19 protein-coding genes are annotated in these 23,398 nt (G+C 41.6%); 6 read left to right on the forward strand and 13 right to left on the reverse strand.

Translation table 11 applies throughout. The features are described from left to right. Nucleotides 1-257 precede the first annotated feature (257 nt). The 6 genes from VK179_06465 to VK179_06490 all read left to right on the forward strand — a co-directional run bounded on the left by VK179_06465 (nucleotide 258) and on the right by VK179_06490 (nucleotide 7,696). Complete coding sequence (locus VK179_06465; GenBank protein HLO58366.1) at nucleotides 258-1,058, forward strand: AAA family ATPase; 801 nt, start codon at nucleotides 258-260, stop codon at nucleotides 1,056-1,058. 6 nt (nucleotides 1,059-1,064) lie between these two features. Further along, entirely contained in the window at nucleotides 1,065-1,961 is an 897-nt protein-coding gene (locus VK179_06470) for a ParB/RepB/Spo0J family partition protein (protein ID HLO58367.1), read from the forward strand. 11 nt (nucleotides 1,962-1,972) lie between these two features. Next, the gene (locus VK179_06475) at nucleotides 1,973-2,602 is read left to right on the forward strand and encodes a DUF5683 domain-containing protein (protein ID HLO58368.1); all 630 of its coding nucleotides are present in this window, start codon (nucleotides 1,973-1,975) and stop codon (nucleotides 2,600-2,602) included. Nucleotides 2,603-2,627: 25 nt separating this feature from the next. Continuing rightward, nucleotides 2,628-4,217, forward strand: coding sequence for a LysM peptidoglycan-binding domain-containing protein (locus VK179_06480; protein ID HLO58369.1), 1,590 nt, complete (start codon nucleotides 2,628-2,630; stop codon nucleotides 4,215-4,217). A gap of 237 nt (nucleotides 4,218-4,454) precedes the next feature. Continuing rightward, a complete protein-coding gene (locus VK179_06485; protein HLO58370.1) occupies nucleotides 4,455-5,378 on the forward strand; it encodes a glycosyltransferase family 2 protein in 924 nt (307 codons plus the stop codon). Then, complete coding sequence (locus tag VK179_06490) at nucleotides 5,375-7,696, forward strand: hypothetical protein (protein HLO58371.1); 2,322 nt, start codon at nucleotides 5,375-5,377, stop codon at nucleotides 7,694-7,696. Before VK179_06485 ends, VK179_06490 begins: the two co-directional genes overlap by 4 nt. Here VK179_06490 and VK179_06495 read toward each other — a convergent pair. The 13 genes from VK179_06495 to VK179_06555 all read right to left on the reverse strand — a co-directional run. Further along, nucleotides 7,677-9,200 carry a DUF2079 domain-containing protein gene (locus VK179_06495; GenBank protein ID HLO58372.1) on the reverse strand — a complete coding sequence of 508 codons (1,524 nt, stop codon included), beginning with the start codon at nucleotides 9,198-9,200 and terminating at the stop codon, nucleotides 7,677-7,679. The two genes, VK179_06490 and VK179_06495, sit on opposite strands and share 20 nt — an antisense overlap. Before the next feature lie 232 nt (nucleotides 9,201-9,432). Beyond that, complete coding sequence (locus VK179_06500; protein ID HLO58373.1) at nucleotides 9,433-10,383, reverse strand: glycosyltransferase family 2 protein; 951 nt, start codon at nucleotides 10,381-10,383, stop codon at nucleotides 9,433-9,435. Between the two features lie 12 nt (nucleotides 10,384-10,395). Next, on the reverse strand, nucleotides 10,396-11,244 hold the full coding sequence (locus VK179_06505) for a class I SAM-dependent methyltransferase (GenBank protein ID HLO58374.1): 849 nt from the start codon (nucleotides 11,242-11,244) through the stop codon (nucleotides 10,396-10,398). Between the two features lie 2 nt (nucleotides 11,245-11,246). Beyond that, nucleotides 11,247-12,851 (reverse strand): hypothetical protein, encoded by a 1,605-nt coding sequence (locus VK179_06510; GenBank protein HLO58375.1) that lies wholly within the window; start codon nucleotides 12,849-12,851, stop codon nucleotides 11,247-11,249. A 358-nt stretch (nucleotides 12,852-13,209) separates the two neighbouring features. Continuing rightward, nucleotides 13,210-15,057, reverse strand: coding sequence for a family 16 glycosylhydrolase (locus VK179_06515; protein ID HLO58376.1), 1,848 nt, complete (start codon nucleotides 15,055-15,057; stop codon nucleotides 13,210-13,212). 126 nt (nucleotides 15,058-15,183) lie between these two features. Continuing rightward, nucleotides 15,184-16,350, reverse strand: a complete 1,167-nt coding sequence (locus tag VK179_06520; GenBank protein HLO58377.1) for a sigma-54 dependent transcriptional regulator — start codon at nucleotides 16,348-16,350, stop codon at nucleotides 15,184-15,186. A 3-nt stretch (nucleotides 16,351-16,353) separates the two neighbouring features. Then, on the reverse strand, nucleotides 16,354-17,301 hold the full coding sequence (locus VK179_06525) for a hypothetical protein (protein ID HLO58378.1): 948 nt from the start codon (nucleotides 17,299-17,301) through the stop codon (nucleotides 16,354-16,356). A gap of 438 nt (nucleotides 17,302-17,739) precedes the next feature. Further along, nucleotides 17,740-19,125, reverse strand: a complete 1,386-nt coding sequence (locus tag VK179_06530; GenBank protein ID HLO58379.1) for an ABC transporter permease — start codon at nucleotides 19,123-19,125, stop codon at nucleotides 17,740-17,742. Next, nucleotides 19,122-20,060 carry an ATP-binding cassette domain-containing protein gene (locus VK179_06535; protein ID HLO58380.1) on the reverse strand — a complete coding sequence of 313 codons (939 nt, stop codon included), beginning with the start codon at nucleotides 20,058-20,060 and terminating at the stop codon, nucleotides 19,122-19,124. Before VK179_06535 ends, VK179_06530 begins: the two co-directional genes overlap by 4 nt. Before the next feature lie 31 nt (nucleotides 20,061-20,091). Next, on the reverse strand, nucleotides 20,092-21,249 hold the full coding sequence (gene dnaJ / locus VK179_06540; protein ID HLO58381.1) for a molecular chaperone DnaJ: 1,158 nt from the start codon (nucleotides 21,247-21,249) through the stop codon (nucleotides 20,092-20,094). A 20-nt stretch (nucleotides 21,250-21,269) separates the two neighbouring features. Continuing rightward, nucleotides 21,270-21,896, reverse strand: coding sequence for a nucleotide exchange factor GrpE (locus VK179_06545; GenBank protein ID HLO58382.1), 627 nt, complete (start codon nucleotides 21,894-21,896; stop codon nucleotides 21,270-21,272). Between the two features lie 231 nt (nucleotides 21,897-22,127). Then, nucleotides 22,128-22,709, reverse strand: coding sequence for a TlpA disulfide reductase family protein (locus VK179_06550; protein ID HLO58383.1), 582 nt, complete (start codon nucleotides 22,707-22,709; stop codon nucleotides 22,128-22,130). Between the two features lie 268 nt (nucleotides 22,710-22,977). Continuing rightward, nucleotides 22,978-23,398: glycoside hydrolase family 3 C-terminal domain-containing protein (locus tag VK179_06555; protein ID HLO58384.1), on the reverse strand; the 421-nt coding region annotated here is incomplete at its 5' end.

The raw sequence follows: 23,398 nt of genomic DNA on the forward strand, positions 1-23,398 counted from the left end.
TCTCAAACCCACAAAGTTGACCCGTTTATAAACCTGTTATCAGCTGTAATTGTTAATACCTATATTATTGAATATCAAAGTTTTGAAGTACTTTATTAACAGTCAGGAGCATAGGCTCGATTGTTAATATCTTGTTCATAAATGAAAATTTATTGTTTACAAAAGGTTCGTTTAATTAAAAAATAGGCGAATTATTAAATTGTATTTTTGAACCCGCTTAGGATGCCGATTAATATTGAAAAACAAAGAATAGATACATGGGAAAAATCATAGCCATTGCAAATCAGAAAGGTGGAGTCGGAAAAACCACCACAACGATTAATCTTGCGGCAAGTCTGGCTGTACTTGAAAAGAAAGTACTGATGATTGATGCGGATCCTCAGGCCAATGCCACATCGGGAACAGGTTTTAATGTCAAGAATATTAAAACCGGCATTTATGAATGCCTGATCGACGAGGTGAATCCCAATGATGTCATCCTGAACAGTGAGATTGAAGGGCTCGATCTTTTACCATCCAGCATTGACCTTGTCGGTGCCGAGATCGAAATGCTCAATATGCCCAATCGCGAAAGAATGCTTAAGGCTGTGATCGATAAAATCGAAAAAAAATACGATTATATTCTGCTCGACTGTTCTCCTTCGCTCGGTCTGATCACCGTAAACTCGCTTACGGCCGCTAATTCGGTTATTATCCCGGTTCAATGTGAATATTTTGCATTGGAAGGTCTCGGCAAGCTACTGAACACAATCAAGATCATCCAGAGCAGGCTCAACCCGGAACTCGAAATTGAGGGATTTGTTCTTACCATGTATGATTCACGCCTGCGCCTTTCCAACCAGGTAGTTGAAGAAGTGAAACGGCATTTCCAGCAAATGGTATTTGATACCATTATCCAGCGCAACATCAAGATCAGTGAAGCACCGAGCTTCGGAAAACCGGTTGTGATGTATGACGCCGAATCAAAGGGATCACTGAATTACCTGAATCTTGCAAGGGAAGTCCTGCAAAAGAACGGTGACACGAAGATCCCTGAAACCAAAAAAATCATCGAATAAGAGCCTATGTCAGCAACAAAGAAAAATGTATTAGGAAGAGGTTTGGGTGCGCTTATCGAAGAAGCAGAACCGAATGAAGTTCTGGTTGAGAAGACGATTGCCGGAGGAACCGAAATAGATATCAGCATGGTTGAAGCTAACCCGTTTCAGCCCCGCACTGTGTTTGACCAGGAAGCTCTCGAAGAGCTTTCTTCATCCATCAAGGAAATTGGTGTGATCCAGCCGATCACTGTCCGTGAATTGGAAAACGGCCGGTATCAGCTGATCACCGGTGAAAGACGCTTCAGGGCCTCCATGCTGGCTGGATTAAGCAAGATTCCCGCTTATATCCGTACCGCCAACGACCAGGGCATGCTTGAAATGGCCCTTGTTGAAAATATCCAGCGTGAAGATCTTAATGCCGTGGATATTGCCATCAGCTACCAGCGCCTCATTGAAGAGTGTTCTCTTACACAGGAGAACCTGAGCGTAAGGGTAGGCAAAAAAAGAGCAACGGTTGCCAACTACCTCCGCCTGTTAAAACTTCCTGCCGAGATCCAGATCGGCATCCGTGAGAACAAGATCAGTATGGGCCACGCCCGTGCACTGGTTGCCGTTGAAGATCCCCATCATCAGCTTAACCTTTTCTACAAAATTGTTGAAGAAGATCTGTCTGTCCGCAGGGTTGAAGAACTAGCCCGGAAGATCGAACACGACCTGATGAAACAACCGAAAGAGGAAAAACCCGAAGAAAAGACAACCCAGCAGCCTTACGAGGAACTTAAAGAACAGCTTTCCGATTTTTTCAGCACCAAGGTTAATTTCCAGCACAATAATAACGGTTCGGGAAAAATTGTTATCCCTTTTCGGTCCGATGATGAACTCGAAAGAATTATCGGTATCTTTGACCGGCTTAAAGATTAACCGGTAAAATTTTGTTTTCGACAAGGGCAATAAGGAAATCATTATCTCATATACTACTTGCATGTCTGCTGACTGCAGGATTAATAACTTTTCCCGGGATTGGGTTAACCGCACAGACCTCTGCGGATTCCGTAAGGTTCGACTCGGTGGCACAGGCAAACCCTGACACGGTTATTCACCATCACAGTCCTCAGAAAGCCGTTATTTATTCTCTGATTTGTCCTGGTTTAGGCCAGGTCTACAATAAGAAATACTGGAAAATTCCGTTTATATATGGTGCAGGTGGTGCATTCCTGTACTACATAACTTACAATCAAACCAAATACAAGAAGTTCAGGAATGCTTTGTTTGAAAACCCGGCATCTCGACCGGATGATGTATTTGTAATTGACGGGTACCCATACAAGTATTCCACCCTGCCAATAGGACGAGACTATTACAGAAGGTACAGGGACCTGAGTATAGCCGGATTTGCAGCCATCTACCTGCTTAACGTAATTGACGCCATGGTAGACGCTACATTTTTTGAATACGATATTTCGGATGATCTTTCAATGAAGGTTGAACCAGCGGTGATACAAAACATTGGCACAACGGGTATAACCGCATCACTTGGCCTCCGTATAAATATCGGCTTTTGATTATTTTTGCATAAAACTGACTTCCATGAAACGCTTAATATTTGGTTTTCTTACACTTACATTTGCCTTTTCCCGTTCTTTCGCTTCCTCTTTTATTTCTCCGCCCGATACAATACCCTCCTTTCCCGAGGATACTGTCATGTCGGATCTGAATTTTGACCAGAATCTGGATAGTTTACTCAATCTTTACTATGTCGAACAGTCCCTTGCAAGCGATCCTGATTTCTGGACTGTCGGTTCCGATTCCCTGGTTCCCGAATACTCTGATTCGGTTTATATTGCAAGGCTGAAAAGAATCCCGTCCGTTGTCGACCTTACCTATAACTCGATTGTCAGGCGTTACATTGAAGTATATACAAAACAAAAAAGAGCAAACGTTTCGGTAATGCTCGGACTTGCCCAATACTATTTTCCCATTTTTGACGACATTTTTGATTATTACGACATCCCCAACGAAATGAAATACATGTCGATCATTGAATCGGCATTGAATCCCAGGGCTTACTCGCGTACCCGTGCTGTCGGACTGTGGCAGTTTATGTTCGGAACAGGCCGCTTATACGGACTTACTGTGAATTCACTGGTTGACGAAAGACGCGACCCAATAAAATCGACTTACGCTGCCGCTCGTTTCTGCAAGGATCTTTACAATATTTACCACGACTGGACCCTTGTGATTGCGGCCTATAACTGCGGTCCAGGCAATGTAAACAAAGCCATCCGCCGTTCAGGAGGAAAGAAAAACTACTGGGAAATTTACTATTATCTTCCAAGGGAAACCAGGGGACATGTTCCGGCTTTCATTGCTGCAACCTACGTAATGAACTATTACAAGGAGCACAACCTTTCGCCCATGCCCATGACATTCCCGCTGGCCAGCGATACCATTATGGTTACAAACAACCTTCACCTGGCACAGGTATCCGAAGTGCTTGGAATTCCTGTCCAACTTCTGAGAGATATGAACCCGCAATACCGCACGGATATCATCCCGATCAACGGTGGACATCCAATGGCCCTTAGATTACCTCTGGATCAGACTGCCCGGTTCATCGACATGTCGAATAATATTTATGCCTATAAAGATTCTGTATATTTTGACCCGGACAAGGTTACAACAACCCCCAGCGCTGTCACTTCAAGCGGAGCAGAGCTGCCCTCGGGAAATTATACGAAACTTACCTATACAGTAAAATCAGGAGATAACCTGGGACTCATCTCCATGTGGTACAATGTCAGGATCTCTGATCTCCGGTACTGGAACGGCATTCGTCATAACACCATCAGGGCCGGACAGCGACTTGCCGTGTATGTGCCCAAAAGCAAAGCCTCCCGGTATGAAGACATCAACAAGCTTTCATTTGCTGCCAAACAGGCCAGGGCCGGAGGGACAGCACCTGCACCTTCTACTGCAACAATCGACAGCAATGCCACAGCCGATGCCACACCGCATACAGGAACCTATGTAACGTATACCGTTAAGAAAGGCGATACGATCTGGGATATCATGAAAATGTACGGCGTTACCGAATCCGAGATCAAACAGTGGAACGACCTTTCGAACCTTTCCAAAATACAGGCCGGCCAAAAGCTGAAGATCAGGCAGAAGAGCTGACCACAGCCGTCGTTGCGAGGAGCCTGAAAAACTTTGATTATGGCAGGAAGTAAAGCGACGAAGCAATCTGCCCGCACAGGCAGAACATTGCAAATCAGTGTTTGGTATTCGGTGTTCGGTAGTTGAAAACTTCGCCTAGCACATCTTTGTTCCCTGATCCCTCAAAACTTCAAACTTCAAATATCAAACTTCAAACATTGAACATTTCTTCCTAAATTTGGAAAAACAAAACCCAAAATGCCCGAATTAAGCATTGTTATTCCCCTATTTAACGAAACTGACAATCTTGATCAACTGGTACTTGAATTGCAAAGTGTTATTCAGCAAATCGGCAAACCTTCAGAGATTATTTTAGTGGATGACGGAAGCTCGGATGGCTCATTTGATAAGGTCAGAACCATTTGCGCGCTTAATAAAAATGTTACCGGCCTCTCCCTCTCCCGCAACTTCGGCCACCAGGTAGCTTTAATGGCCGGCCTGCAGCAGGCGCAGGGAAACCTGATAATTACAATGGATGCCGACCTCCAGCACCCGCCCAACGTGATTCCTGAACTGCTGAAACAACATGAATCCGGGTTCGACATAGTGAATACCCGCCGCATTGACGGAAAAGAAACAGGAGCATTCAAAAAAGTAACATCAAAATACTTTTACCGGATCATTAACCGGATAGCCCAGGTGAACATCCCGGAAGGCTCCTCCGATTTCAGGCTTATGAGCCGCAAAGCGCTGGATGCCTTTCTGCAATTCGGCGAGCGCGACAGGTTTACACGGGGACTGGTAAGCTGGATGGGATTCCGGCAAACGGTTTTTCCTTATGAATGCCCTCCCAGGTTTGCAGGAAAATCAAAGTACACGCTTCGCAGGATGCTGCACTTCGCCGCTGACGGAATCACATCGTTTTCATCGAGGCCTCTCAGGATTGCTTCTTATATGGGAATTATTGTCTTTCTGGCCGGTTTGGCTTATGCTGTATACGCCATTATTCAGCACATAAATGGTAAAACAATCCAGGGATGGACTTCATTGTTGGTTACTGTATTGCTGCTGGGAGGTATTCAGCTGCTTTCTATTGGCATCATAGGGGAATATCTGGCCCGAATATTCAATGAATCAAAATCACGACCTCTCTATTTTATCAAGGAACAGATAAACGGATGAATGAAAAAGCCCGCAAAATAACCGGTTTACTAACCGTTCTGATTCTTTCCTTTACAATACTCGCCGTATTCTTTGGTAATCTTTTCGGGAAACTCAATACGGTATGCTTTGCATCCGGCGGTGATGGAATGCAAAGTTATGTCAATATGGAATATCACATCCGGTACGACACTTCATATATGCGATGTAACTCCATGAATTACCCCTACGGGGAACATGAATTTTTTGCAAATAACCAGCCTCTCATAAGCAATACCCTGAAATTTATCTCAGCAAATATTACGGACATTTCAGATTATACATTGGGAATAATCAATATCCTTATGTTGCTCTCACTTGCAATTACACCCCTTATATTGTATATTATATTTTCCCAGCTTGGAGTCGGCGTTGTACCCTCCGTAATCGCATCTCTTGCTATTGCCTGTATGAGCCCCCAAATTGACCGGTTTGGAGGCCATTTTAACCTCAGTTATGTTTGTGCGATTCCTTTTATGATCCTTTTGCTCCTTAATTTCTTCAGAAAACCTTCAGTCTTTCTTTCGGTAATCATCTTCCTTTACATGCTGGCTGGCGCACTTGCTCACTTTTACATGTATGGTTTTTTTGCCGTTCTTCTGCTGTTTCTCTATGGTTATTATTTTTTTAATGAAAATAAAATATTTCAAAGCAAAACAATCCTTGCAATTCATCTCTTAGTACAGTTAATCCTGCCCTTTCTCATCCTTCAGGCTTTTTACATCTCAGATCACATTACCGACCGGCCATCATACCCATGGGGATTTTTGTATTACAGGGCATACCCGCAAAGCGTTTTGCTGCCAATGAACAGACCTTACGGTCAGTTTCTTCATCATTTCATAAATACAAGCTATATCGACTGGGAAGGCTATGCCTTTATAGGCCTGCTGGCCTTTGCGGGTACGATGTTCTTTGTGGTGCGCTTATTAAATAACCTGGTAAAAAAGCAATATGCAGCTGCATTGTCAATTGTTTCTGACAAGAACCTCAATGTTATGTTCTGGGCATCGTTTGCCGCTTTGCTGTATTCTTTCGGTTTGCCTTTCATTTTAGGTCTGCGGTGGCTTATCGATTTAATCGGACCTATAAGACAAATGCGGGGTATTGCCCGGTTTTCATGGATTTTTTTCTATATCATGAACATAGTTACCGTTTACTGGCTCTGGAAATGGTGGCAAAAAGAACATGTAAAAAGGCTGAAATGGGTTGTTTTTGCTTTTGCCTTGCTGATACTATGTATCGATGGCTGGTACAACATCAGAAATCGCGGCAGATGGCTCGAAAATGACATTCCTGCTCTTACCGACCGTGCGTTGAAATTATCTGAAAACAGCTGGATAAAAAGAATTGATTTATCCCGATACCAGGCATTTATCCCAATACCCTATTTTCATGTGGGTTCAGAAAACTTTTGGATCGACAAGGACGCTGACATGATTACCAAAAGCTATGTAACAATTAAAAACAGCGGCCTTCCGTGCATGGGCGTTATGTTAAGCCGCACATCACTCCATCAGACAATTGAGAATATTTCCCTGATGCTAGGCCCTCCCTGCAATAGTCTGAACATGGACAGGTTTCCTTCGAAAAAACCTTTTTTGTTAATTGTCTCCGGAAGCGATTATTTAAGCATTCATGAAAAATTACTCATCGATCATTCGGTCCGGATTGATTCCAGTGGGACATTTGGGATTTATGAGTTGCCTTTCAGCGCTTTCAGTGAAATTGCCGATTCTGTTGCCCTTGCCGTTAAAAGGGAATTATCAGAAAGGAAGCTGTTCGATCATAATGGTATTTGGTCAACTGATTCGCTGTTGACTTTTCAATACCTCGATTTTGATAGCCTGGACATCGGAAAGCATGAAAACAAAGGGTGTTTTACTGGGAAGGCTAAAGACCGGAATGAACTGTTCAAAGGATATATACCAACGACAGATACATTTAAAAACATCACTGTCTCTTTCTGGCTAGATCATATCTCAGGGGATTTGTATCCCAGGACCAGGATTATACTTAAAGAAATATCCAGGGATGGAACCGCCCTGAATATACAAAATTTTGTGGTTTCAAAACAAACAGCAACAATTCAGGATGACAAAGCCCTTGTAGAATTCACCTATAAAATGTCGGATTCGAAAAATAAAATTATTCTGATTGTTCAGAATAAAGAATTAAGGAACAAAACACTGGTAATTGATGATTTATTATTGAGATACAAAAACACAGATGTATACCGTGAATCGGCAAATGGTGCCTGGAAAAACAATATGCTCCAGGTTATCTGTTATTCCCGTTAGTCACCCTCCTGAGAATTAACAGGGGATGATCGTCCAAAACACATTCCCAATCCGGACTTGCCCTATATTTACTCATTTGTGACTCGAACTGTTCCGGCGTGAGAGGGTAAGGTCTGTTATCTTTCAATATTACAATATACCGGGCATCGTGAACAAAAGGAAAAATATAAGACTTTTTGCGTTGTGAGAAATGGGGGACAATTGATTGTGAAGCAGCAAAAGATGAATCAGCAGGAACAAAAGAAGCTATCTGCCTCCTTATTTTTCTTACATCCATATCCGACTTATAGAAAGAACTTTTCAACATGTTCTCTTTACTGATATCATACCAGAGAGATGTTCGCTGATCTAACTTGTTAAGGGTAACACTGAACGTTGAAATACAAAGAATACTACACAAAATGACTTTGTAACTTGTGTTACTGATCCGGTCAACTGCGAAAAAAACAAACACACTCAGGATGGAAACCGCCTCAATTGAATAGAACCCAAGTATACCCCATCGTCCAATCGAATCATTTAGCATTTTTTGTGCAATAATGGGGATGAAAGGGATAATATAAACAGGGCGTATCAATAGCAGGATCCCCCCTGAAACCAGGAATACTTTATAAAATTCTGCTTTTATAAAATTATAGGAGGGGTCACCCAGGTGATTAATAAACAATAAACGAAACGTTTGAAATGGATGTGTGAAAATGAATTGTAAAGCCTCTCCAGGGGTTTTACCCAGGGCAGTGTAAGCAAATCCTCCGTAGGGAAGCCCCGGCCTTTCAAAGTGTGGAATCAGAAATGCAAATAAAAACAAGAAATACAATAAAGAAAAAATAGCCAGGCCAAGTGAAAACATTTTAGCGTCCTTTTCTTTATAGCTTAAAATTAACGTAACAGAAATAAATATGAACCATAATGGCATATTCTCTTTGCATGTTATAATGAAGAGGAATACTATACATGATAAGAAGAATTTTCGACGGTTAAAATACAGGAGAAATGCCGGCACCATGGATGCAGCGATTGTGGTTTCAATAAAATCAGATGATAATGCACTGTAATGTCCCCATATAACGTTAAAGTGCAGGAAAGCCAATATGGCTAACCAGAAATTGCAGGTTTTTTCCTTTATCAAAAGATAAACGCAATACCCTCCTGACACAATAAAAATGTTTTGAATAATAAGCAGGGAATATGTGCCAAAAATGGGGGTAAATATCCAGTATAACGGTGAAATCAGTAATAACGTGAAGCCAGGATGTATTTGGAAATATGTTTCCAGGGGTGGTTCAAAAACCGTATTGCTGTTAGTCCTTAAATGGGCAAAATCCCAAAAAGCCTGGTTATAAAAACCATAATCCAGGGCGTAGGTCCTTAAGAAAAAGTGATTCAATACAACCTGCAGCGTGTAAATAAAAAAGAATAACAATACCAGGCTCCATAAAATAATCTGTCTTCCTCTTACTGTATTAAATGCTTTCACTTCGCGATTTGATAAACTACTAAACATGATGTCCCCCTCCAATTTGACAGAAGAAAATGATAACCAGGTTGCAAAACCAGGGACAAAGCGTGTGCACAACGATTTGCATTTTTTGTGGTGCTTTTAGTTTTACGGTAAAGGATATGAAAATAATACCCGCATTTTACAAAGTGCAGTTGCGTTTGAGATTGCTGAAGATCAGTCAATGAATATCTTCTGAAATGTCCGTTAAATTCATTTGTAAATACAGTTTCTCCCATTATTGAAGCCTTTCATCCACAAGGTATCTCGGACGGCGTTTTACTTCCTTATAAATTTTCCCAAGATATTCGCCAATTATACCGATGCATAATATTTGTACTCCTCCAAGGAAATAGAAAGGAAGAACTGTTGAAAACCACCCCGGAATAGTTTTATTGTTTATAAAGGCTGCAAGTGCATAAATCATGAGCAATACACAAATGAAAAATACCAGGAATCCTATGATTGTGATGAAACGAAGTGGAACAACGCTGAAAGATGCTATGCCATCAAGTGCCAGTGATAGCATTTTGGTGACCGGGTATTTTGTTTTACCCGTCATCCGCCTTTTGCGATCATAATATACTATGGCTGTGCTAAAACCCATGGATGGAAACAATCCTCTCAGATACAGATTTACTTCCGTGTAATTACTGAATTCGTCAAGCACTCTTTGGCTAATAAGCCTGAAGTCGGAATGGTTGAGAATTGCTTCTTTATTAAAGACTTTCAAAATTCTGTGAAACGTAAGCGCTGATACTCTTTTAAAAACTGAATCGGAATAGCGACTCTTCCGCACACCGTAAACAATTTCATTGCCATCCTGAAATCTCTTAATCATTTCACCAATCACCTGTACATCATCCTGGAGATCCGCATCGATAGAAACCAGGCAGTCAGCTTGTGAGTTAAACTCCAATAAACCGGCCACCAGAGCGTATTGATGACCCCTGTTTGCTGAAAGCCGGATAGCTTTTATCTGGCTATGCATCCGGGCCAGCTCCTTTATCATATCCCAGGTAGAATCATTGCTTCGGTCATCAACGAGACCCAGAAAGCTGTCAGCTGAAACCAAATCTTCTTTTGTATAGGTTTCTAAAAGTTCAAGCAGCGTTTTAACTGTAGTTTCAACAACCTCCTGATCATTGTAACAGGGCACTATAATACCAACCTTTGTCTTTCGCGTCATATTAGCCTTGAATTAGTTTTTCACGGCAGCTATAAGTATAATATCAAAAGTATTAAACGGAATGTTCAAGTTTGATGGGATTAAGTTAAAAAGTTTGACTGATATCTTTCCGGACTTCTTCAATAGAAACAGTGAATAAAAAATCTGCCTTAAACTGCGGTAAATCGGGGGATAAGAAACATGTACGGTACTGAAACCATTTTGATCGAGCAACCTGATAAGATGCTTTTTTGAAAAATAATGTATGTGGCTGGGGGGATGAATCATTCGCCAGTTGCGGCCTTTTAAGCGTGCAAGTGTCGATGAAATATCCCCGGTTGTAATATAAATCCGCCCACCCTTTCGGAGTTCAGCAGCTGACTTTTTTAAAAATTTCCCGGGATACTCAAGGTGCTCAATCACATCCCACATAAAAATGTCTGAATATAATACTGCCGGTGCAGGCTGCTGAAGGTAATCCCCCGACATTACATCAAGCTTAAGAACCTCTTTTGCATAGCCAGTGGCTTCAGGCACAACATCAATTCCCTTATAATTTGTTTTTATATGTTTAAGCAAAACTTCACCAAAAAAACCATATGCGCATCCTATTTCAAAACAGTCAGTTACTGGAATACCTGCGCCCGAAATTTGCTTTACAAGTTTTATCCGCTTTTCAAAATTTTGCTGAAGGATTTCTTTATCCTTCTCATAATCCATATATTCTTCACCTTTAAAATAATTGATGCTGTAGGTATCCTTTAGGATTTCCGCACTGATTTCCATATTAGCCGTGACAAATCCACAGTGTGTGCACTTTTTCAGCGTGCTGTCGTACATAGACTGAAAGCTGTTGCCGCCGCAAAGAATACAGGTATCCATACTCAGTATTTAATGATTGAAAATGCCGCTTCATTAGTCTCCTTCGATTCAGCAAGCATGGTAACCTTCACATCGGCAGTTGTATCGCCCGATAAAGATGTAACGATTTTTCTCAACTTGTCCTCTGTATAACCTTTAATCAGCAAAGTATACAATCGTCCTCGTTCCATGACCTTTTCAGCTGCAATTTCTGCATTCCATTTGTAGTAAATATCACCCCATTCAAGGTAGAAGGTGGTGCCGGGATAATGTTTTTCAATTTCTGCCAGCACTATTTTATTATACCGGCCGCTCTCATGCAGTCCAAACATCAGGGCGTATTCCGGGGATGAGCAACCAAAATAGTCAGGAGCAATAATTCTGGGACTATTTTTAAGAATTGGTTCAAATTTCAGGAAAGCCTCTTGTTTAATACTTTTTCTTTCGGCCATATCGTTAAGCTGGTGGACAACTTTAGGGACGTTAATAACAAGAAGCATGATTCCAAAAACCAGTAGCAAAACTTCAGGCAGCCATTTCAGAATAGCAGGCCTGAGAGTTCCCTTTAACAGTTCATACACCAGGTAACCTGCAAATACAGCCATCAGCAACGTTGGTGTCAGATAATAAAATGCAAAATGTTTTGCTGTAATGGCATATTGTAGGGCAAAAACAAATATAAGCCCGGCCACCAGGTAAATGGCACGTTTTTTAATCTTACCTGAAAGGGCCATGTATACAGTCAAAACAATTAAAAAAGCTACAGGAATTAAAATCTGTATGGTATTGCCCAATATGAACCTGAGGTTATTCACGAAAGTGTTCCAGTCAATTATTCCCTTTTCACCCGAACCATATACGCCTTTATGGGTGAACAGGTCGGTTACCCACGTTATAAACTTGTGACTGTTGAACATAACAGGAAATGCAAATACTAAAAACGATACGATCAACCATCCCATGTAGTTCAGCTTTGATTTTGCGCCCTGTATAAGGAACATAGGGAGAAAAACAAAGGGAATAAACGTCAGTTTGTCCGACAGGCTGAAACTAGCCAGCAAACCAAATAACAGAGGATATCTGCTGTCATCATTCTTCAACACTTTAATTAAGAGAATGATCCACAGGCAAATTATAGATGGCATGATCAGCTCGGGCATCATTCGGTTCGATTCTTCCAGGGTAAGTACGAACGCGAAAGGTGTTAACTGTATTATGAGGGAGGCTATCAATGATCCGGTTTTTCGGTACATGAACCGGCCTGTAAAAAAAAGGACGGATGCATTAATTACAGCGGCAGTATATAAGACAGAACGAATATAAATATCAGGGTTGAGTATGACATCATCCCACAGAGTGCCGCCCGGGCGGAAAAGGTGAATTACCCGTGAAACCACTGCAATAAGAACCTGTATCGGGGTCCCCGGGTGACCAATGGCATTCAGGTGAAATTTCAGATGCGACAACAGGATGCCGTTGAACAGGTAGTTGAATTCGGGATCAATTCCACTGGTTGCATATGAAACAATTAACCTGATATAAATAAGGCATAAACCAAAGTAAACAAGAGGTATGGGCAGAAATGCAGCTATGTCAGCCAGCCACGGTGATTTAATTGGTTTATTCAAATCAATCAGTATTTAACCAGGTTTTATCATGAAAGTATTCTAGAGTGACTAGTCAGGGCCTGAATAAATTAATGATCCTTGAAACAATAGCAATCAATAACTGTATAGGTGTCGCTTGATAATCCCCTGTATTAACATGAAAATTAAAATGTGACAATAAAATTCCTTTCAACAGATAGTTATATTCCAAAATCGATAATGGAAGTTGGTAATTACCCATCGAAGTTATGTATTTGTACAAAGGGAAATAGATAATAGGAATTGAATAAAGAATATTCGAGAAACAAAAATCATACCGAAGCCAAGATTCTCGCCTATTACCTATGTATTCCTTTTGTGTTATGATGTTTAAAATATATTATCGATCTAATAAAAGTAAATCAGTATTTGATGTGTTTGAAAATTGGCCAGCTATTAAAATATCCCAAGAAGGATTCCAATTGGTATAATATCCATATTGATTAATTTGAGTAGTTGAAGGAGTTGTAAAAAAATAAGCATTCCCATTGTTATTAGTATCATAAAATAATAAGTCATCTGTGGAAGTAGAAGTATTGAAGTTACCTGAAATGATTTTCCAGGTTTTACGCCATGGTGTCATAGTGGATGTAGATGAGAATGTGCCATCCAAAGAATAATAATACCCCTCTCCCATCTGACCATCATTTGTGTGTTTATCATATAATAAAACATCCGTTAGAGAACTTCCTCCAAAATTACCGACTGTTACCTCCCAAGTTTTCCTCCATCCAGTACATGATTTAATTAAACTTAAATTATTCAGTGAAGAAACACTATAAAAATTCGCTGTACCATTTGCAGCATCATAAAACATTAAATCTTCATAACCATTTCCATTGAAGTTACCTTTATAAATCTTTAACGTTTTACTTATTCCTTGAATATTTGTGATTGAACTAAAAGTACCATCAATTGAGATAAAACATAATTCACCTGTAGTATTATCATAAAGCAGTATATCAGATAAATTACTTCCTCCAAAATTTCCTGTGATTACCTGGCTCCAAGTTTTTCGCCAACCTGAATATTCACGTAAGATTTGTGTATTACCAGAACCATCGGTGGTTAAACATTGTGCTTTGCCTTCTATACTATTATATATTAATAAATCTGTGTAAGTATCTGTATTAAAATTGCCTGGAACAACTTTATCCCAATCTAAATTCCACATCTCAACAGGATAATTAGCAAGCTCTTTAATTGTAGGTGTATTATTAATTGTAGACAAAAACAATGCAGTTGTTGGTCTTCTATCATAAATTCTTAAATAATCTATCTTAAAGTCTTCAAAAGGAGTATTTAAATTTGCCTCTCTATTTATAGTTTCAGTGCTTAAATACATACTAGCAGGTGGCAGGTTACAACCTAGATTAATATATTTCAAGGCAGAGCCAATATATTCTGATTGCCAAAATGTACGAACATATTTGTTGTCTACATACCAAGTAACAAATGCAGGAGTCCATTCTAATCCAAAAATGTGCCAACCATTTCTTATATCAGTACTAAGAGGTGTTTCTTCCTGAAAAGAATAATATGATGTATCATTTCCATTTATTATGGTTTTGTGTATATTGGTAGGTAATACAAACGGTCGCCAACCGTCTGTTTCAAAAGCGTTTATATCATCAGGCCCTTCTAAACCAAATGCTGAACCAATAATATTTCCAGTCGGTAGATCTGCTTTAATTTCAATATATTTATATTGTATTCCTGTGTATGCTTGAACACTTCCAGTAGCAAAATCACATTTCACACCATTTGGTGCAATATAGTCATGCTTTGATTCAATAATTAGATTATGCCCGTCAACTCTTGCTGGAATTGAATAAGTTACTATTTTACCAGGTGTAGTCCAACAATTTGACAGATTAAATGGACTGTCTTCAGGATAGAATGTTTGAGGTGAATATGCAATAAACCCCCAAGCAAATTCATCGTTTCTATTAGGAAATCTAAAACGATAAGTAAACCATGGACCATTTTGCCAGATATTTGGATTTGGATTACCAGTATATTCAAATTCATCACCTCCTGGAATTCTTGTCCAATTGGTATTATACACAGTAGATTTTAATTGGTCATCAAAACCGCTTGAGTAATTTTTTTCTTCATCGAGAAGGAAATTTTCTTGACAACTATAGAAAATAATTAAAATGAAAATAGAATAAAAAAAAAGTTTCATGGTTTTTAGTTTTGGTTATTAATAAAGGTGAAATAATAGCTATAAGTTTAGAGATGTTATAATGATTGTCCACAATTATCCAACTCACCAATTTATAAATTTGCCCCAAAACAACCTACCTCTAATTCATTTTGAAATCGGCTGGGCATATGCAAGAACATCCGCGGCCGTGATCTCACGGTCGGCCAGTATGATCAGCCTTTCAAGCACATTCCTGAATTCACGCACATTTCCTGTCCAGTTAATTTTTTGCAGCTCGGCTATTGCCTCAGGAAGTATCGTTGTTTTTGAACGGCCATATTCCGAACAAATCTGTTCGATGAAATAATCGGCCAGCAGCGGAAGGTCTTCAAGCCGTTCATTGAGTGACGGCACGTGGATTATGATAACGGAAAGCCTGTGATAAAGATCTTCCCTGAAATTCTTCTGGTTGATCTCGTCCTTCAGGTTTTTGTTGGTTGCAGCAATCACCCTTACATCCACTTCAATGTCTTTATCGCTTCCCACACGGGATATTTTGTGTTCCTGCAAAGCCCGCAACACCTTGGCCTGGGCAGAAAGGCTCATGTCTCCCACTTCATCCAGGAACAGGGTTCCCTGGTGAGCCTGTTCGAATTTTCCCTTGCGCTGCTTGATGGCAGAAGTAAATGCGCCTTTTTCGTGACCGAAAAGTTCACTTTCTATAAGTTCAGAAGGGATGGCAGCACAGTTTACCTCCACAAAGGGCATGGGGGCTCTCGGACTTTTCTCATGCAGCCAGCGGGCTACAAGTTCTTTACCCGTACCGTTGTCACCGGTAATTAAAACGCGGGCATCGGTAGGTGCTACCCTCTCGATCATTTCAGTAACCTTATGGATGGAGGGTGATTCACCCACAATATCGTATGTTTTGCTGATCCGGCGTTTCAATACCTTGGTTTCACTTACAAGATCATTGCGCTCCATGGCATTGCGCATGGTTACCAGCAGGCGGTTCAGGTCAAGAGGTTTTTCAATGAAGTCGTATGCCCCTTTTTTAATGGCTTCCACGGCAGTATCGATATTGCCATGTCCCGATATCATGATAATAGGCACATCATGCGCTTTTTCATGCAATTTCTCAAGCACTTCAATGCCGTCCATTCCGGGCATTTTGATATCGCAAAGCACTATGTCATAGGAGTTGGTGCTGAAAAGCTCTATTCCTTCGGCTCCGTTGGTTGCCACATCAACCTTATGGTTTTCGTATTCAAGCACCTCCTGCAGGGTATTGCGGATGCTTTTTTCATCATCAATAACCAGGATTGCAGCCATGGATTATAAGGTAACGGTCTTGCAGTTTATTAATTCGTACACAACGCCTTCCTTCAGTGCGAAGTTCGACTGGACAAGGCGGGAAAGTTTCAGTTTCTGAAGAACAAATTTAACTATGAGAGTGGCCAGGACGATCATCTCGAGCCTCATACTCTCAAGGCCTTTCATTTGCTTCCTTTCCTTTAATGTGGAGTTGATCAGTTTCTGGTAGAGGTTCTCAAAATCGGTGAGATCAATGACAACCGACTGCGGAATAATTGAGGTTTCTGACTCTGAAGCAGGATCTTCTGCCCTGATCATGGAAACAATCGTTTCAAACGATCCCGATGCGCCAACCAGCGTTGTAATTTTATGTTTCCTGAATTCCTCAAACAGGTCAGAAAGTCTTTCTTCAAGGTAGTTTGAAATGAATTCAATTTCTTCAATTGAAATGGGATCGGACGGTTTAAATTTTGCAAGCAGGCGGGCCACGCCAAGAGGATAGCTTTTTTTCCAGAAGATGTTGTCGCGGTCGGCGATTATAAATTCGTTACTGCCTCCTCCGATGTCAAGGATCAGCACTTTTTCGTTGGTTAATTCAATAGCCTGTCTTACTCCGTTATAAATCAATTCCGCCTCACGGTCCCCTGAAATAATCTCAACTTCAAGACCGAAACGCTGCTGGATCATTTTTACAAACTGCTCGCCGTTACGGGCACTGCGAATGCCTGACGTGGCAATGGCGATTACTTTATCTGATTTGAATTCTTTTATTGTGGCCATGTGCCGCTCAAGAGCATTCATTCCGCGGGTGATGGCGTCGGGCCTGATTTCTTTCTTGTCAATACCGCTCTTACCCAGTTTAACCGGTAATTTGCTGTTATAAACGATGCGGTACGACTGATCATCGGCTGTTTCAACGATCAGCAGATTAAACGTGTTTGTTCCAAGGTCAATAACAGATACTCGCATTTTTCAAGTATGTAATATATCCACAATTAAGGCAATAGACCTGCTAAAGTACTGCTTTTTGCGGATAAAAAAAATCAAAGCCGGAAAGCCACAGTAAATGTACGATTTACGATTTACGATTTGGAATCCAATGTAAGATTTACGATTTACGATTTGGAATCCTTGTCAATTACCCCGTACTTCAGGCCGGGGGTTTGGTGAATAAAAAACTGTCCTGTAGAATGTTTCTGTACTGACTTTGCTTTGCCGGCTCCAATGACACATTTGACGGGATTCATCTTTTATCACATTCCCCCGGCCTGAAAGCCGGGGCTATTTATTATCACATACCACTGAAAGCCGGGGCTATTAATTATCAAATACAATGAGTCAATGTGCCAATTATAAAAAAGGACATATTACCATATTGGCACATTAGCACATTGGCATATTATCGCATTAGTATTTAATCCACTTCCACAACTCCCCATAACTGGCCTTTTTGCCGTACATTAATATACCGGTGCGGTAAATTTTGGCGGCAAGCCAGGTAGTTCCCAGGAAGGTAATCACAAGCAGAACGGCAGATGCCAGTAACTGAACCGTCGGCACGCCAAACGGGATACGTGCCATCATTACAATGGGCGATGTAAGCGGGATCATTGAAAATATGACAGCCAGTTTACCTGAAGGATTCAGAAACGAATTGATCATTACGAATAACCCTAATATCAAAGGAATGGATATAGGCAGCATGAATTGCTGCGTGTCCGTCTCGTTATCCACAGCCGCCCCGATGGCTGCGAACAATGAGGCATACAGCAGGTACCCGCAAATGAAATAGAACAGGAACGACACAATGATCAACGGTAAATTCATTTGCCCCAATTGTCTGAAGATAATATCCATCATTGAAAAAAGCGGGCTTCCGGAAGGCGCAGCCTGGCTCTGCATACCGGCAGCATCCGGGGCGCTTTGGTTCATCATTTCAGCAGGTGCGCTGATCGTTGTCTGTGGCTGCTGATCCGGTGTCATCAATGTTTTTGTCGCAAAAGTTATTCCATAGGTGAGCATAAGCCATGCAACAAACTGTGTAAGCCCTATCAGAGCTATTCCCACTATTTTGCCCATCATCAGCTGAAACGGACTAACCGAAGAAATGATCACTTCCACCACGCGGCTTGTTTTTTCCTCAAGAATACCCCTCATAACCTGCGTTCCGAACATGAAAATAAACATATAGATCAGGAAACCTGAAACATATCCCACGCCCCGTTTCATATCGGTTGTATCTTCTTCCTTATTTGGCCAGTTTTTCCAGTTGATTCGTGAGAGTGAAACTTTGGTTTCAAGCGATTGGATCACTTCTGGTGGGATTTGTTTAATAGCCAGTTTATTGTTGAACAGGAATTTCTCAAGGGATTGCGTAATATGGCTTTCAAGACCCACACTTATAGGTTTCCTGTAATACAATTCCACCTGAGCAAAGTTGGCCGCTGACATAATGGACTGTGGAAGGTACAGAACCACGTCGTACTGTGTTGCATTGAAAGCCTTAAGGATATCGGTCAGGGCGGAATTGTCAAGATAAACAAACTTCATGTTAGGCCTGTCGGGAATGACATTCCTGAACTTCTGCTCCGCTGAGGGTACAGGCTGCCCGTCTGGACCCGCCTCTACAACGGCAATCTGCAATTCACTTGTATCTTCCACGGTTGCCAGCCACCCGGGAAGTACGATAAGTGAAGCAAAAAGGACAGGACCAATAAGGGTCATTATGATAAATGTTTTTTTACGAACACGGGTAAGGTACTCGCGACCTATGATAAGGCTTATTTTACTCATTTAATGTCTGCATTTTGTTTGTTCTGGGCCTCTACAACGTTTATGAAAATTTCATTCATCGTAGGGATCACTTCATTGAAAGATACGAGAGACACCGAAGGCAATACAAGCTTCAGCATGTCATTGCCGTCCATCCCCTGTCCGGCTTTAACTTTAACATACTGTACGCCATTCTTTTCTGACTCGCCCAGCACCTGGCAACGCCCGTTAAGCTGTGCCACTACCTGGGATGCACTACCCCTGAACCCGATTTCATAAGTGTTTAATTTATATTTCATGCGGATATCGTGCACAGGTCCCTCAAGTATGGTTTTCGATTTATTAATCAGCGTAATGTTATCGCATAATTCCTCAACTGAACCCATATCATGAGTGGAAAAGATAATGGTCGACCCCTTTCTTTTCAGTTCAAGAATTTCAGTTTTAAGCAGGTTTGTATTAATAGGATCAAAACCGCTGAAAGGCTCATCAAATATGAGTAGCCTCGGCTCATGGATGATAGTGGTAATGAACTGAACCTTTTGTTGCATGCCCTTCGACAGTTCTTCAATTTTTTTATTCCACCATGCCTGGATTTCGAATTTAGTAAACCAGTATTTGAGCTTATCCAGAGCGTCAGCTTTTTTCAATCCTTTCAGCTGGGCAAAATACAAAGCCGTTTCGCCAACCTTCATTTTTTTGTAAAGGCCCCTTTCTTCAGGGAGATAGCCAATATGAGCCACATCCTGCGGTTCAAAACGCCTGCCCATGAATCGCAGTTCCCCTTCATCAGGTCCTGAAATCTGGTTGATAATGCGGAGTAAAGTGGTTTTACCGGCCCCGTTCGGTCCAAGAAGACCGTAAATAGTGCCTTCAGGAACATTTACAGTAACATGGTCGAGTGCCAGGTGGGCAGCATATCGCTTAACGATATTGCTGGCAGTGAATAGATACATAAATAGACGATTTGCCGCCTAAATTATGCAATTACTCGAAATAGTTCTTTACCCTGTCGAAAAAATTGCGGTCGCCGCTATCCGGGTTGGGTTTGAAGTTTTCCGATTCATCGAGCTTTTCAAGAATCTTTTTCTCTTCGCGGCTCAGGTTTTTGGGTATCCATATGTTGATGCTTACAAGTAAATCTCCTTTACCGTATGCGTTAACTTCAGGAAGTCCCTTTCCCCTCAGTCGGAGGATCTTACCGGGCTGGGTGCCGGGTTCTATTTTTATCTTAACCTTACCGTCGAGTGTGGGAATTTCAACATTGGCGCCCAGTGAAGCCTGGGAAACTGAAACATATAAATTGTACAACAAATCGTTGCCATCACGGATGAGATCCGGATGCTTTTCTTCTTCAATAATAACCAGCAGATCACCGTTAATGCCACCACGCCTTGCGGCATTTCCCTTTCCTGAAACCGAAAGCTGCATACCTTCGGCCACACCGGCCGGAATACGGAGTGAAATCACTTCCTCGCCGCGCATAACCCCTTCACCGGAGCATTTTGTACATTTGTTTGTAATGATTTTACCATCGCCGTCGCACGCAGGACAAACCTGTGTGGTCTGCATCTGGCCAAGAAAAGTGCTTGTAACACGCGTTACATGTCCCGATCCCCTGCAGGTGCTGCAGGTGCTATACGAACTACCGTCTTTGGCACCGGTACCATGGCATACATCGCACTGAATATATTTTGAAACCTTCAATTTCTTTTCAACGCCTTTTTCAATCTCATCAAGTGTAAGTTTTACTTTTAACCGCAGATTGCTGCCCCTTGCCATTTGACGGCCCCCACGTCCTCTTCCCTGTGAACTGAAGTTGCCAAATCCCCCGAAGCCCAGGTCACTGAATATATCACCGAAATGTGAAAATATGTCATCCATTGACATGCCGCCGGCTCCATTGAAACCTCCTGCCCCGCTGACACCGGCATGGCCGAACTGGTCATATCGTTGTTTTTTCTGGGGATCACTGAGTATTTCATATGCCTCTGCAGCCTCCTTGAATTTCTCTTCGGATTCTTTGTCTCCCGGGTTACGGTCGGGATGAAATTTCAGAGCCTGCTTGCGGTAAGCCTTTTTAATTTCTTCGGCTGAAGCATTTTTTGAAACTTCAAGTACTTCGTAAAAATCGCGTTTTGCCATGAGATGAGCTCTTAATTCCCTTATTCACCAACAACTACTTTAGGATACCGGATAACCTTATCGTGTAACATGTATCCTTTTTCAACCACATCAACAACTTTGCCTTTCTGACTTTCATCGGGTGCAGGAATTTTAGTCACTGCTTCATGCACATCGGTGTTGAATTCAGTATTGAGTGCCTCTATTTCCTTAACACCGTTCTGCTGCAAAAAATCTTTAAACCTGCCATAGATCAGGTTCATTCCCTGCTTAACGGCCTCAATATCCTGTGTAGTATTAACAGCTTTTAATCCGCGTTCAATATCATCCACAAAGGGAAGAATGCGGATCATAATATCTTCGGAAGCTGTCTTTATCAGGTCTGTCTTTTCCTTCAGGGTACGTTTTCTGTAATTATCGAATTCAGCCGATAACCGCAAATATTTATCATGGAGCTCCTGGCTTTTTTCTTCAAAAGCTTTCAACTCCGTCTGCATTTCATTTGATTTCTCCTCGAATGCCTTCAATTCTTCCAATAACTTTTCCTTTTCCTGGGTTTCGGCATCCTGAACTGCTTTCTCCTCCATCTTATCACCCTGATTTACCATATTCTTTTTCTTTCCGGCGTGTTCGTGCCTGTGTTCAACACTTTTGTCCTTACCAGTCATTTAAAATTAATTTGCGATTGATAAAATGTGTTTTTTTACCCTCAAAATGCCTGCCATTCTAAAGAATAAGACATTTTGACAGGTCTTTTTCTTTACCTAACGAAATGAAGTCAGTTTAAGGAGTTCAGATTCAAATCTAAACTCCCTTTCTCCGGGTCTCCCCCTCTCCCTCTCTTTTTTCCGGGTCTCCCCTTCGCCCTCTCTTCTTCTCGGGGTCTCCCCGTCTTCTTCTTATCTCAAAAGACTCTCCATCATCTGTCCCAGTGCTTCTGAACGCAAATTGGTTGCAATAATAATCCCGTCGGAATCAATGAGGAAATTCGTAGGAATAGCCTGTACTTTATATAAAGCCGCCGGAGCCGAATTCCAGCCCTGCAGATCACTTACATGGTTTTGCCATAAAAGGCCGTCGGTTTTTATGCCGTTGGTCCATGCACTTTTGTCGGTATCAAGCGACACGCTGTAAATGGTGAATCCATTGCCACGGGTAAATCGCTTGTCGCTATATTTTTTATAAACATTCACTACGTTCGGGTTTTCCATCCTGCAGGGGCCGCACCAGGATGCCCAGAAATCGATCAATACAATCTTTCCGCGCAGGGATGACAGGGAAATTTCTTTTCCTTCGGGGGATTTAAAACTAAGCTCGGGAGCACGCTGCCCTACTTCAATCCCGGTTGTAACGTTGCTCGCTACAAGAGTGGATGCGCTCAGATTGCCTTCTTCTGCTGTTTTATCGGATTTCCGTCCTGAACATGCCGATAGTACGATAACTAAACTTACAAAAACACAAGTTGACTTCTTTATTCTCATATGAGTTGTTTTGATTTGCAAAGGTAGTACTTTTTTGGGAAGAGATACTGGATGTCGTGCTGGATACTGGATCAATAGCCCCGGCCTTCAGGCCGGGGAAATGTAACCATACACTGCCGTCGAATGTGTCAATAAGACGCATCTGACCCGGAGCGATTAAAAATAATCAACCCCGGCCTGAAGGCCGGGGCTATTCAAACTCTGGACTGATCCCTAAATCGTAAAATCGTAAAATCGTAAATCGTAAAATCGTAAATCGTAAATCAGATTAATACGTTAACCCGAACCCAAACGCATACAGCGGTTTTTCAGAATCGTGCGGTAAATCCTCCAGTTGCTTCTTCACCGCACTCATCGATGACGGTATCTCTATGGGCAATCGGCCATAAGGGGCAAACTTTCCAAACACAATATCAAGCAGCGCTTCGTCACTGGCTCCGAAATCAATCAGCAGGGCCTTTGAAGCAATCGCAATCTCGGGAATGACTGCCGGCCTGTCCATATAAATGTCAACAATTGTGGGGACGGTATTTATCGTTTTCAGAATTTTCGTTTTCTCCTTTCCCTTGAAATCCAGGTCGCCCGAATTAAACATCCTGCCCAGCAGTCCCATTCCCTCCAAAACCTGGCCGGGAGCTTTAATGCGGATGATAGCCATATCAGCGTCGCTGATTTTTTCCACCGATGTG

The sequence above is a fragment of the Bacteroidales bacterium genome, assembly GCA_035299085.1.
Lineage (GTDB): Bacteria > Bacteroidota > Bacteroidia > Bacteroidales > UBA10428 > UBA5072.